The sequence below is a fragment of the Sphingomonas sp. P2_B6 genome (assembly GCF_056404755.1).
In genome coordinates this window covers 181,177-193,749 of the sequence record NZ_JBFUDK010000004.1, presented here as the reverse complement: position 1 = coordinate 193,749, position 12,573 = coordinate 181,177, and the positions used below count along the sequence as shown (strand labels likewise).

Below are 12,573 nucleotides of genomic sequence, written 5' to 3'. Positions count from 1 at the left end.
AACTGAACTGGCTCAAAGCAAGGTTGCCGTAACGTCAGGTTCGAATAAGGCGTAATGAAATGAGTATGGAACATCGTCCGGGCGGACCCGAAAATGGCGATCTCGTCGCCGAAACGCCCAAAATCCCGGTCCCGGACGAAGTAGCCGAGGCCGTCCGGACCCTGATCCGCTGGTCCGGGGACGATCCGGCGCGCGAAGGATTGCTCGATACGCCGCAGCGCGTCGCGCGCGCGTGGAAGGAATATTGCTCGGGTTATCGCGATGATCCCGCGCATCATCTGTCGCGCGTCTTCGAGGAAGTCGGCGGTTACGACGAGATCGTGCTGCTCAAGGACATCCCGTTCCAGTCGCATTGCGAGCATCACATGGCGCCGATCATCGGCAAGGCGCACATCGCGTACCTGCCGGGCAATTATGTCGTCGGTATCTCCAAGCTCGCCCGCGTGCTGCATGCCTTTGCCCGCCGCCTGCAGGTGCAGGAACGGCTGACCGCCGAGGTGGCGGACTGCATCTGGGAGAATCTGAAGCCGGTCGGCGTCGCGGTGGTGATCGAGGCGAGCCATGCCTGCATGACCGCGCGGGGCGTGCGCACGCCCGGCGTCTCGATGGTGACGAGCCGGATGATGGGCGTGTTCCGCGAGGACGATCGCAGCCGCAAGGAAGTACTCGCGCTGATGGGTTATTGAGTCGCCGTGAAGGAGGCCGACCGCACCATATTGGTTACCGGCGCGCCGCGGCGGATCGGCGCGGCGATCGCGCGGCATCTGGCGGGACAGGGATGGCGGGTCGCGATCCACCATCATCATTCGCCCGAGGCGGCGGAGGCGCTCGCCGCCGAGCTGCCCGGGGCGTGCGTGCTGACCGGCGATCTCGCCTTGCCGGAGACGCCCGCCCATCTGGTGAAGCAGGCGCGCGCCGCCTTTGACGGGCCGCTGACGGCGTTGGTCAACAACGCCTCGCTGTTCGCCTATGACCGGCCGCCGCTCGCCGAGCCCGGGATGCTGCGCGATCATCTCGCGGTGAACCTCGACGCGCCGGCGCTGCTCGCCTCGGCGCTCGCGGCGCAGGATGATCTCTCGGCGGGCGCGGTGGTCAATATCCTCGACCAGAAGATCGCCAATCTGAACCCGGATTTCTTCTCGTACAGTTGCGGCAAGATCGCGCTGGCGGGCGCGACGGTGATGCTTGCCCAGGCATTGGGGCCGCGCATCCGGGTCAACGCCGTGTCGCCGGGACTGTCGCTGCCGAGTCTCGACCAGAGCGACGCGGAATTCCGCGCGGTGGCATCGGAGAATCTGCTGCGACGCCCGGTCGAGGTGACAGCGATCGCCGAAGCGGTCGATTTCCTGCTGACGGCACGGGGCATCACCGGGCAGAACCTGTTCGTGGACAATGGCCAGCATTTCCTGCCGCGCGACAGCGACGTGATGTTCGAGACGCGCCGGGGAAACAGGCACGCGCATGGCTGAGGGCGTGCGCTTCGCCACGATCCTGGAGGGGCTCGAACTGGTCATGGGCCTGGGGATCCATGCCGAGGAGCTGGCCGGGCCGCAGCGGGTGATCGTCAACGTACGGATGGAGGTCGACTATCCCGCGCCGCCGTCCGACGACCGGATCGAGGAAGTGCTCGATTACGACTTCATCCGCGACGACATCCGGGCGCTGGTCGCCGGGCGGCATTTCCATCTGCAGGAGACCTTGTGCGAGGCGATCGCGGGCCTGTGCCTCAAGGATCGCCGCGTCGCGCTGGTGACGGTGCGATCGATGAAGCCCGATATCTACCCGGATGCGGCGGTCGGCTGCGAAATCATGCGCGGCAGGAGTGCAGCCTCCCAGTAACGCGCATGACGCGGTGTTGGAGACTGTCGCGACCCGCACAAAACCGCCAAGCATTCGCCGATTTTTGCGACCTACCTGCGAGAGGGACGAATCGGAGCGATTTTTGCCAGCTGCGCCGCGATTATTGAAGGTCGCTACCACAGGTCTAACCCATTATCAGGCGACGGCGGCCGTAACCGTCGATCTCAATTGCGCGTTTTCTACACGAGTTTTTGAATATTTCAGCGAGGGGTATCGGATTTTCTTCCGGCTTTACTTGGACTGACATGGCACGCTCCTCCTGCCCATCCCGGTTCAACCGGGGGCTGCGACAGTTCAGCAGGGAATGCGGCCAGATTGAATCAGCTCGGGCGCGCGCGCCGGATCGTGCTTTCCCCTTCGCCCTCCGCTGGTTTAGAATGGCGACATCATGACGATCTTCGCTCTCTCCTTCGCGGCCGCGTTTCCGCTGGCCTGACCGGCCAGCCGAACCCGATCCCGTCGCCTTGATCGAGGCTCCGCGCGGAGGCGCGGGGCGCGGTCGCTTATTCGAGAGTTTCCCATGACCCATGATCCCGCGCGCTCGCTGAGCGCGGGCAGCATCCACGCCTTCATCGCTGACGGCGTCGTCCGCATCGATCACGCCTTTCCGCGTAGCCTGGCTGACGAAGCGCGTGCCATTTTGTGGCGCGACACCGGCTGCGATCCGGACCACCCGACGAGCTGGACCAGGCCAGTGATCAGGCTCGGCCATTATGGCCAGCGGCCGTTTCGCGAGGCCGCCAACACGCCCGTCCTGCACCGCGCGTTCGACCAGCTTGTCGGCCCGGGCCGCTGGCTGGCGCCGCGCGCACTCGGCACCTTCCCGGTGCGTTTCCCGTCGCCGGACGATCCGGGGGACGCGGGCTGGCATGTGGATGTGAGCTTCGGGACCGAGCATCCCGATTTCCTCGACTGGCGCGCCAATGTGGAGAGCCGGGGGCGGGCGCTGCTGATGCTCTTCCTGTTCTCCGATGTCGGCGAGGACGATGCGCCGACGCGAATCCGGCTGGGGTCGCACCGCGACATCGCCCGGCAACTGGCGCCGGCGGGCGCGGCGGGGCTGACCTTGCGGGAACTGGCGGCGGACGGCTTTGCCGGATCGGCCGGCCGGCCCGAGGCGCTGGCGACGGGCGAGGCGGGGACGGTGTATCTGTGCCACCCGTTCCTGGTTCACGCGGCGCAGCCGCATCGCGGGACGATCCCGCGCTTCATGGCGCAACCGCCGCTGCTTCCGGCCGAACCCCTGTCGCTGCGGCGGGCGGATGGGGGGTATAGTCCGGTCGAGGCGGCGATCCGGGAAGCGCTTTCCGACGGTTGACGGCTTGAAGGAGCGGCCGCCGGCTGCCTATGCGTGTTGGATACCAACGGCGGCCCAAAGGATGATGCGGACATGACTCAGCCAGGCGACGATCTTCCCGAGACCCTGCGATCGGTGCGGACCCGGCCGCTGTTCGTACTGCGCCTCGATGTGAGCGCGATGCATGCCGTCGGCGGTCCGGAAGGGTCACCGCGGCGTGTCGCGATCGTGCCGGGCGGGAGGTTCGAGGGCGATCGGCTCTCCGGCACCGTGCTGGACGGCGGCAGCGACTGGCAGATCCTGCGCGGTGACGGGGCGGCCACGCTCGATGTGCGTCTCATCCTCCAGACCGGGGACGGCGCGCTGATCGGCATGACCTATACCGGCCTGCGCCACGGCCCGGCCGAGGTCATGGACCGGATGGCGCGGGGCGAGGCGGTCGACCCGGCCAGCTACTATTTCCGGTCGAGCGCGAGCTTCACCACGTCGGATGCGCGCTACGAATGGCTCAACCGGATCATCGCGATCGGCATCGGCCACCGGATCAAGACGGGGCCGGTCTATAGTTTGTTCGAGGTGCTTTGAGCGCGAAAGACGCGGGCACCTGCCGAACCTCGAGGGCATGATGATCGACCAGATCGGCGCGGTGCCGGGCGTGATTCGCTGTTGGGGCGACACGATCATCGACGACGGGACCGGTTAAGCGGGAGCCTCCGAACGAGGCAGCTCGGACAGGACCTGTCGGCCGCTCTCGATGAGCTCGCTCAGCTGCCCGGCATAATGCAGCGCGATGGTTTGCCCGCCCGGGGCCTCCGCGGTTAGGCGGCCATGACCATGATAGATGAGAAAACCCTCGTCATGGGCGCGCTTCAGCAGGCGCCGGACATGGAGATGCGTCACGTCGAAGCGGCGCGACAGGTCGCTCAGCGACACGGTGACGGGCTCGTGCGTGTCGATGAGCGTGAGCGTCCACAGAAATTGCGAGCCGGCATAGGGATGGAGGAACGCCCGGCGCAGCGCGGGGAACGGATCGTGCATGCGCGACAGGGCGTGGAGCCGCGCGGCCTGAATGACGAGCAGCCGTTCGAAGATGGCGGGCTGGTCGAGCAGGTCCGGCAGTGGCGCCAGCGCCGGCTCGATCATGGCCGCCGCGTCGATCGCGGCCTGCAAATGCCGGCGCCAGGCAGCGAGGAACAGCGCGGTCGGCCGATAGGTCGATGGCCCGCTCAGCTCCAGATAGCCGATATACTGCAGGAACTCGACGATCGACCTGGCCCTGCCCGCGCTGAGGAAGCCGGAATCCGCGCAGATCTGCTTGAAAAGCGGCAGGGTCAGGCCGCCCATGCCGTGGAGATAGGCCGCCGACATCGCCGCGATATAGCGACCGGCATCCTTGAAGACGGAAGCGAGCCGGCGGTCGTCGTCGCACAGATCGAGCATGTTGGCAGCCAGCCGGCGCGACGCCGCGCTGAATGCCGCGTGACGGCTGACCTCGCCCCAGGTCGCCGGCACGGCGGGATCGGTCGACGGGAACGTCGCGTGCATCTGCCCTCCGAACTTGTCCCGGTACGTCGACATATCACAGCGCCGGGCGCGAACAAATTTGTTCAATTGCCGTAACGATCTCCCCGTCTCACGGTCGACCGGCTCGGCCAAGGACGATGCGGGAGGGGACCGCGGCGCCATTCGGCCGGGCGTCGATCTGTCGTTGGGGAAATGCCGATGCCGACCATCAGGGCCTGCCTCCGGACGCTTCGCTGGATCCGGTTTCTGCCGGCCGCGGCGGCGCCGGTCGCGGCATGGAGCCAGACTCCGCCCGCCAAGCCGCCAAGCCAGCCGGCCGATGCCGCCGGCGTGTCGGCTGCGATGAGGCAGCAGCTGCTGTCGGCGCAACGCCAGCTGCTCCCGCGCACGCCGGCCGAAGCCAAGCTCGACTCCGGCCTGCTGCTCGCGGCGCGCGGGCCCGTCGTGACTCAGGCCGGTGGGGCGCCGCTTAGAGCTTATGCCGCCTTGCCCGGCGGCAAACCGTCCACCGGCGGTGAACTCGTCGTGATCAAGGGGGACATAACCCCCGCGCTGCATGATTTCATCGTCAGCCAGGGTGGCACCGACATCGCCGAAATTCCCGAATATCATAGCATGTCGGTGCGGCTGCCCTTGTCGAGCCTCGCGGCGGTGACGGCGCGGCCGGAGGTGCGCAGTATCGCGCTTGCCCGGCCGCCGGCCGTCAACCAGGCGACCCCCGCGCCGGGCCAGGGCGCCAATTGGGATGGCGACGCGGCGCATGAAGGGGCGTTGCTGCGCGGCACCTTCAAGGCCGACGGCACCGGCATCAAGGTCTGCGTCATCTCGGACAGTATCGATCACCTCGCCGAATCCCAGCAGAACGGCACGCTCGGTGCCGTCGAGGTGCTGGCCGAGCCCGCGGGCGTCCCGACTCCCCACGGACATGGCGAGGGCACCGCGATGCTGGAGATCGTGCACCGCATTGCCCCGGGCGCCACGCTCGCCTTTGCTGATATGGGCGACACGCGCGTGCGCATGGCGATCAACGTGGCGCGGCTCGCGCTCGACCATTGCACCATCATCGTCGACGACATCACCTATTCCGACGAGACGCCGTTTCAGGATGGCGAGATCGCCCGGGCCGCCCGCGCCGCGACGGACAATGGCATCCTGTTCTTCTCGTCGGCCGCCAATAGCGGCAATCTCGCCCAGCATACGAGCGGCACCTGGGAAGGCGATTTCAGCCCGAGCACGAGCACGATCCAGCTACCGTCGTTCGACCCGGCCACCAACCAGATCACCAATGTCACCTACCGCTTCCATCAGTTCGCGCCGGGGGTCGTGTTCGACAACGTCACTCAGGCCAATCCGGGCGCTCCCAATGCGCAACTGACCTGGAACGACCCCGTCAGAGACTCGCCGGACACCATCAACGACTATCTGTTCGCGGCGTTCGACGAGGCGGGGCAGCTGCAGACGCTCGCCTCCTCGGTCGATGACGTGCCGATGATATCGGTCGACCTCAGGCCGCATTACCGCCTCGCCGTCCTGAAGGCGGAAACCGACGCCGCGCGCGTCGTCCGCATCGTCACCAATCGCGGCAGGCTGGCCTATGCCACGGACGGACAGACCTTCGGGCACAATGCGCTTGGCGCCGCGAAGGCCTTCACGATCGCCGCGGTGACGGCGCAGCAGCGGACGGCACCGTTCCGGTCGAACGGCTATGATCGCGGCGCACCGACGCTCGACGTCGAATCCTTCAGCTCGGACGGGCCGCGCCGGGTCTATTATGACGGTGCCGGGCAACCGCTCGCGTCCGGCAGCCTGACCTATGCGGGGGGCACGATCCTGCGAAAGCCCGATTTCGCCGCGGCCGACTGCGTGGTGAATTCAGTCCAGGATCCGGCCTTTCAGCCCATGTTTTGCGGCACCAGCGCCGCCGCGCCGCAGGCCGCCGCGATCGCCGCGCTGATCCTGTCGGCCGCGCCCAAGGCCGATGTCAAAAAGGCGTTCGCTGACAGCAGCCTGCTACTGAAGGACATGTCCGGGCCCTCGGGACTGGGCGCCGCCACCTGGACCGACAGCCAGGGACTGGGCCTGATCAATCCGGTCGTCGCGCTGCGCAGCGCGCTTGACGATCAGGGGATCGCCATCGAGTCCTTCACCGAAATCGCGCCGCTGGGCGGCGTGTCGGACTCAAGCGGCCATCGGTGCGGGCTGACCGCGGCGTCAGGCGGCGCGGTGCCGACCCTGAACGGGGCGACACCCGGCTGGACATTGCCGCCCAATGCGTCGGTGTCGATCGTCTGCAAGAACCTGCCGGCCGACGCAGTGCGGATCGAGGCGCTGCTCGGCTTCGAATATAGCTCACCCACCGCCAATGCCGTGTGGCGAGTCCACACGGTCGCCCGAAACGCGGCGACCGGGGCCGAGGTGCGCACCAACAACTGGACCGGCTCCTGGGGCCCCGGATATAATCACAATCCGGGCGTGGGCAGGGTCTGGTCGGAGAATATCCCGGAACTGCCCGCCGGCACGCGGATCGACTATCAGTTCGACATCTCCAACGCAGGGAATCTGCGGACCCTGTTGCTGCGCCGGTTCCGGATCGGTCCCCTCGCGGCGTTCTAGGACGATACGAGGCTGGGCATTCATGAATCTCCTGCATGATGACATGCCGGTTTGATGGGGTAATCGTGCAGCGCCCGGACGCGTAGGCTGTAACGGCGCGCAAGGGAGACCCATGATGAAACCGATCGTCGCGACCACGGCGGCGCTGCTCCTGGCAGGGCCCGCGGAAGCACAGCGACCAGCCTCGGTCGCGCCCAGGGCGATGCAGGTGATCGCGCCAGCGCTGGCGGATTATACCGACGCCATCTTGTTCGGCGATGTCTGGAAAAGGCCCGGCCTCGCCGCGCGGGATCGCAGCCTGGTGACGCTGTCCGTGCTGGTCGCGACCGGCAGGACCGCGCAGATGCCGGGGCATCTCAACCGCGGGCTCGATAACGGCGTCCGGCCGACCGAGATTGCCGGGCTGGTCACCCACCTCGCTTTCTATACCGGCTGGCCCAATGCGGTATCGTCGCTCGAGGTGGTGGAAAAGGCGTTTGCCGCGCGGGACATCGACCCGGCGACCTTGCGGGCCGCCGCTGCGCCGTTGCCCGTGCCGGCATCCGACGCCGCCCGTGCCCGGTCGGTCGAGGAGAATGTCGGGCCGGTGGCGCCCAAGCTTGCCGAACTGACCAACGACGTACTGTTCGGCGATCTCTGGCGGCGGACCGATCTCAGTCCGCGCGATCGCAGCCTCGTCACCATCGCGGCGCTCGCGGCGATCGGGGCCGACGACCAGCTTGCCTTCCATCTGCGGCGCGGCGTGGAGAACGGGCTGACGCGCGACCAGATCGGCGAGGCGCTCACGCATCTCGCCTTCTACGCCGGCTGGCCGAGGGCGATGGCGGCGGTCGCGGTCGCCGGGAAGGTGCTTGCCGGAGGCGCCCCAGCGCCAGAGGCGAGCGATCGCGCCGACGCGTTGAGCGTGGTGCGGCCCGGCGGACAGCCTGTTCCGGGCTCGGCGGCCAATTTCACCGGATCGGCTCTGGTGAGCTCTCCGTTCAAGGGCAGCGGCGATGCGCGGGTGGGCGGGGCGACCGTCACCTTCCAGCCGGGTGCGCGAACGCACTGGCATCGCCATCCGCTCGGGCAATTGCTGATCGTCACTGCTGGGCGTGGCTGGGTGCAGGCCGAGGGCGAGCCGGTGCGCGCGGTCGGCCCGGGCGATGTCGTCTGGACCGGGCCGGGCGTGGCGCATTGGCACGGCGCGACGCCGGCCAGCGCGATGACTCATGTCGCGGTGGCGGAGACGCTGGATGGCAAGGCGACCGAGTGGCTCCAGCCCGTCAGCGACGCGCAGTATCGCGGGCCCGACTGAGTCGTCCGCCCGCTCATGAAACCGAGTCATGGGCGCATGCCGGATACGGCATCAATCGCGCGCATCGCGACTCGGTTTCGTGCGTTGAGTTCTGAAGTGCTACACTCTCCTGTTTTCCGAGACGCTGGAAAGGAATCGACCCGATATGGCTGGCGATCTGGAAATCTCCCGGCGCGGCGTTCTGGCGGCGACCGCCGCCACCGCCGCGCTCACTGCCGTCCCCAAAGCGGAGGCGCAGGGCGTCCCGCCGCGCACCACGCCGTCGATGATGACGGTGGCGATGGAGGTGAACGGCAAGCGCCGCGAGCTCGAGCTCGACACGCGCACGACCCTGCTCGACGCGCTGCGCGAGCATCTGCAGCTGACCGGCACCAAGAAAGGCTGCGACCATGGCCAGTGCGGCGCCTGCACGGTGCTGGTCGAGGGCAAGCGCATCAATTCCTGCCTGAGCCTGGCGGTGATGCACGAAGGCGACAAGGTCACCACGATCGAGGGGCTTGGCACGCCGGGCGACCTGCACCCGATGCAGGCGGCCTTCATCAGGCATGACGGCTATCAATGCGGTTATTGCACCCCCGGCCAGATCTGTTCGGCGGTGGCGGTGCTCGGCGAGATCAGGGCCGGCGTGCCGAGCCATGTGTCGGCCAGTCTGACCGAGCGGCCGCAAGCCACCAATATGGAGATGCGCGAGCGGATGAGCGGCAATATCTGCCGGTGCGGCGCCTATTCCAACATTGCCGAAGCGATGGCGGACGTTGCGGGAGGGGCGGCATGAAACCGTTCAGCTACGAGCGCGCCGAAACGCCGGCCGCCGCTGCCGCTGCCGTCCTACGGACGCCCGGCGCCAAGTTCATCGCGGGGGGCACCAATCTGCTCGACCTGATGAAGCTGGAGATCGAGGCGCCGCAGCATCTCGTCGATGTCGGACCGCTGAAGCTCGACCGGATCGAGAAGACCGAAGCAGGCGGGGTCCGGATCGGCGCGCTGGTGACCAACACCATGCTGGCGTCGGACGATCGCATCCGGCGCGATTATGGCGTGCTGACCCGGGCGATCGTGGCGGGCGCGAGCGGGCAGCTGCGCAACAAGGCGACGACCGCGGGCAACCTGCTCCAGCGGACGCGCTGTCCCTATTTCTACGACACCAACCAAGCCTGCAACAAACGCAAGCCGGGGTCCGGCTGCGCCGCGATCGGCGGGTTCAGCCGGCAGCTCGGCGTGATCGGGACGAGCGACACCTRCATCGCCACCTATCCGGGCGACATGGCGGTGGCGATGCGGCTGCTCGACGCGACGGTGGAGACGGTCGACGCGGCGGGGGTGGCGCGGACCATTCCGATCGCCGATTTCCATCAGCTGCCGGGCAAGACGCCGCATATCGAGACGGTGCTGAAGCGGGGCGAACTGATCACGGGCGTGACCCTGCCCAGGCCGATCGGCGGCACGCATCTCTACCACAAGGTGCGCGACCGGGCGTCCTATGCCTTTGCGCTGGTGTCGGTGGCGGCGGTGATCCGGCCGGACGGCACGGGGCGCGTCGCGATCGGCGGCATCGCGCCGAAGCCCTGGCGGGTCGAGGCGGCCGAGGCGGCGATGCCCCGCGGGGCGAAGGCCGTCGCCGCGCACCTGCTGGCGGGCGCTAAACCCACCCATGACAACGCCTTCAAGGTGCCGCTGGTGGAGCGAACCATCGCGGCGGTGATGAGCGACGCGAGGAGCCGGTCATGAAGTTCGACACGCCCGCGGGCACCAATCCGATCGACCAGCTCAAGGTGATCGGCAAGCCGACCGACCGGATCGACGGGCCGCTCAAGACCACCGGCTCCGCGCCCTATGCCTATGAACGGCATGATGCGGTGGCGAAACAGGCTTATGGCTATCTCGTCGGCAGCGCGATCGCCAAGGGCCGGATCAACCGGATCGATACCGAGGAAGYGAAGGCCGCGCCCGGCGTGCTGGCGGTCGTCACCACGCTCGACATGCCGAAGCTGGCCAGGGGCAATTTCAACACCGCCTCCCTGTTCGGCGGGCCCGAGGTGCAGCATTATCACCAGGCGGTAGCGATCGTCATTGCCGAGACGTTCGAACAGGCGCGGACCGCGGCCAATCTGGTGCGTGTCGATTACGCGCGGGCGAAGGGCAGTTTCGATCTGGCCGCGCTCGCGCCGACCGCGCCCTATACCGGCGACGGCGATGCCAAGATCATGCGCGTGGGCAATTTCGACGGCGCGTTCGCCACCGCGCCGGTGACGCTGGACGCGACCTACACGACGCCCGACGAATCGCATGCGATGATGGAACCGTTCGCAACGATCGCAGCGTGGGAAGGGGACAAGCTGACCCTGTGGACGTCGAACCAGATGATCGCCTGGACCAAGGTCGACCTGGCGAAGACGCTGGGCATTGCGAAGGAAAATGTGCGGCTGGATTCACCGTTCATCGGCGGCGGGTTCGGCGGCAAGCTGTTCCTGCGCGCCGATGCGGTGCTGGCCGCGCTCGGTGCAAGGGCAGCGAAGCGTCCGGTCAAGCTGGCGATGACTCGCCCGATGATGATCAACAACGCCACCCACCGGCCGGCGACGATCCAGCGCATCCGGCTGGGCGCGACGCGCGAGGGGCGGATCACCGCGATCGCGCATGAAAGCGCGTCGGGCAATCTGCCGGACGGCAAGCCCGAATCGGCGGTGCAGCAGACGCAACTGCTCTATGCCGGCGAGAACCGGCTGACCGCGATGCGCCTGGCCGAGCTCGACCTGCCCGAAGGAAACGCGATGCGCGCGCCGGGGGAGGCGCCCGGCCTGATGGCGCTCGAAATGGCGATGGACGAGATGGCGGAGAAGCTCGGCATGGATCCGGTGCAATTCCGCATGCTCAACGATACCCAGGTCGATCCGGCAAAACCGGAGCGGAAATTCTCGCAGCGGCAGCTGGTCGAGTGCCTGCGCCTCGGGGCGGAGCGATTCGGCTGGGATCGCCGGAACGCCAAACCGGCCTCGGTGCGGGAAGGGCGCTGGCTGATCGGCATGGGCGTGGCCGCGGGTTTCCGCAACAATCTGCTGATGAAGTCGGCGGCGCGCGTCCGGCTCGACGGCAAGGGGGTGGTGACGATCGAGACCGACATGACCGATATCGGCACCGGCACCTACACCATCCTGGCGCAGACCGCAGCGGAGACGATGGGCATCGGGCTCGACAAGGTGGTGGTGAAGCTGGGCGATTCCGATTTTCCGGTCTCGGCCGGATCGGGCGGGCAATGGGGCGCCAATAATTCCACCGCCGGCGTCTATGCCGCCTGCATGAAGCTGCGCGAGACGGTGGCGCAGCGGCTCGGCTTCGATCCGGCGACCACGGCGTTCGCCGATGGCAAGGTGCGGTCGGGCAAGCGCAGCGCCTCGCTGGGCGAAGCGGCGCAAGGCGGCGAGATCGTGGTCGAGGACGGCATCGAATATGGCACGCTCGACAAGCAATATCAGCAATCGACCTTTGCCGGCCATTTCGTCGAAGTGGCGGTGGATGGCTTCACCGGCGAGACGCGGGTTCGGCGCATGCTGGCGGTCTGCGCGGCGGGCCGTATCCTCAACCCCAAATCAGCGCGGAGCCAGGTGATTGGCGCGATGACCATGGGTGTTGGCGCCGCGCTGATGGAGGAACTGGCGGTCGACAAGCGTTTCGGCTTCTTCGTCAACCACGACCTCGCCAGTTACGAGGTGCCGGTCCATGCCGATATCCCGCACCAGGAGGTGATCTTCCTCGACGAGGTCGATCCGATTTCCTCGCCGATGAAGGCGAAGGGTGTGGGCGAGCTGGGCCTGTGCGGGGTCGGGGCGGCGATCGCCAATGCGATCTACAACGCGACGGGGGTACGGGTGCGCGATTACCCGATCACGCTCGACAAGCATCTGGACCGGTTGCCGGAGATGGCTTGAGGCAGCTCGCCGGAGACCCACGCGGTCAGGCTGTTGCTGACCAAGCCCCAGCGGTG

The 12,573-nt window shown here is 67.5% G+C and carries 11 protein-coding genes; 10 read left to right on the top strand and 1 reads right to left on the bottom strand.

The window, feature by feature from the left end; all coding sequences use genetic code 11:
• Positions 1-65 precede the first annotated feature (65 nt).
• From folE to AC1DX5_RS07580, 5 genes are all read left to right on the top strand, one after another.
• On the top strand, positions 66-686 hold the full coding sequence (folE, locus tag AC1DX5_RS07600) for a GTP cyclohydrolase I FolE (RefSeq protein WP_465173942.1): 621 nt from the start codon (positions 66-68) through the stop codon (positions 684-686).
• Between the two features lie 6 nt (positions 687-692).
• Entirely contained in the window at positions 693-1,469 is a 777-nt protein-coding gene (locus AC1DX5_RS07595) for an SDR family oxidoreductase (protein WP_478014729.1), read from the top strand.
• Entirely contained in the window at positions 1,462-1,839 is a 378-nt protein-coding gene (locus tag AC1DX5_RS07590) for a dihydroneopterin aldolase (protein ID WP_465173672.1), read from the top strand. The genes AC1DX5_RS07595 and AC1DX5_RS07590 overlap by 8 nt, the downstream gene beginning before the upstream one ends.
• A gap of 541 nt (positions 1,840-2,380) precedes the next feature.
• A complete protein-coding gene (locus AC1DX5_RS07585; protein WP_478014728.1) occupies positions 2,381-3,178 on the top strand; it encodes a phytanoyl-CoA dioxygenase family protein in 798 nt (265 codons plus the stop codon).
• Positions 3,179-3,250: 72 nt separating this feature from the next.
• The gene (locus AC1DX5_RS07580) at positions 3,251-3,742 is read left to right on the top strand and encodes a DUF3237 domain-containing protein (protein WP_465173670.1); all 492 of its coding nucleotides are present in this window, start codon (positions 3,251-3,253) and stop codon (positions 3,740-3,742) included.
• A gap of 114 nt (positions 3,743-3,856) precedes the next feature.
• Here AC1DX5_RS07580 and AC1DX5_RS07575 read toward each other — a convergent pair whose 3' ends face one another.
• Positions 3,857-4,702: a helix-turn-helix domain-containing protein gene (locus AC1DX5_RS07575; RefSeq protein ID WP_478014727.1), complete on the bottom strand. Its 846-nt coding sequence runs from the start codon at positions 4,700-4,702 to the stop codon at positions 3,857-3,859.
• Positions 4,703-4,879: 177 nt separating this feature from the next.
• Between AC1DX5_RS07575 and AC1DX5_RS07570 the strand changes: the two genes are divergently transcribed.
• The 5 genes from AC1DX5_RS07570 (at position 4,880) to paoC (ending at position 12,517) form a co-directional block, all read left to right on the top strand.
• The gene (locus AC1DX5_RS07570) at positions 4,880-7,294 is read left to right on the top strand and encodes a S8 family serine peptidase (RefSeq protein ID WP_478014726.1); all 2,415 of its coding nucleotides are present in this window, start codon (positions 4,880-4,882) and stop codon (positions 7,292-7,294) included.
• Positions 7,295-7,406: 112 nt separating this feature from the next.
• A complete protein-coding gene (locus tag AC1DX5_RS07565) occupies positions 7,407-8,591 on the top strand; it encodes a (R)-mandelonitrile lyase (RefSeq protein WP_478014725.1) in 1,185 nt (394 codons plus the stop codon).
• Positions 8,592-8,736: 145 nt separating this feature from the next.
• Positions 8,737-9,366 (top strand): aldehyde dehydrogenase iron-sulfur subunit PaoA, encoded by a 630-nt coding sequence (paoA, locus tag AC1DX5_RS07560; RefSeq protein ID WP_465173666.1) that lies wholly within the window; start codon positions 8,737-8,739, stop codon positions 9,364-9,366.
• A complete protein-coding gene (locus AC1DX5_RS07555) occupies positions 9,363-10,319 on the top strand; it encodes an FAD binding domain-containing protein (protein WP_478014724.1) in 957 nt (318 codons plus the stop codon). The genes paoA and AC1DX5_RS07555 overlap by 4 nt, the downstream gene beginning before the upstream one ends.
• Positions 10,316-12,517 carry an aldehyde oxidoreductase molybdenum-binding subunit PaoC gene (gene paoC / locus AC1DX5_RS07550; protein ID WP_478014723.1) on the top strand — a complete coding sequence of 734 codons (2,202 nt, stop codon included), beginning with the start codon at positions 10,316-10,318 and terminating at the stop codon, positions 12,515-12,517. Before AC1DX5_RS07555 ends, paoC begins: the two co-directional genes overlap by 4 nt.
• The last annotated feature ends 56 nt before the right edge of the window (positions 12,518-12,573 follow it).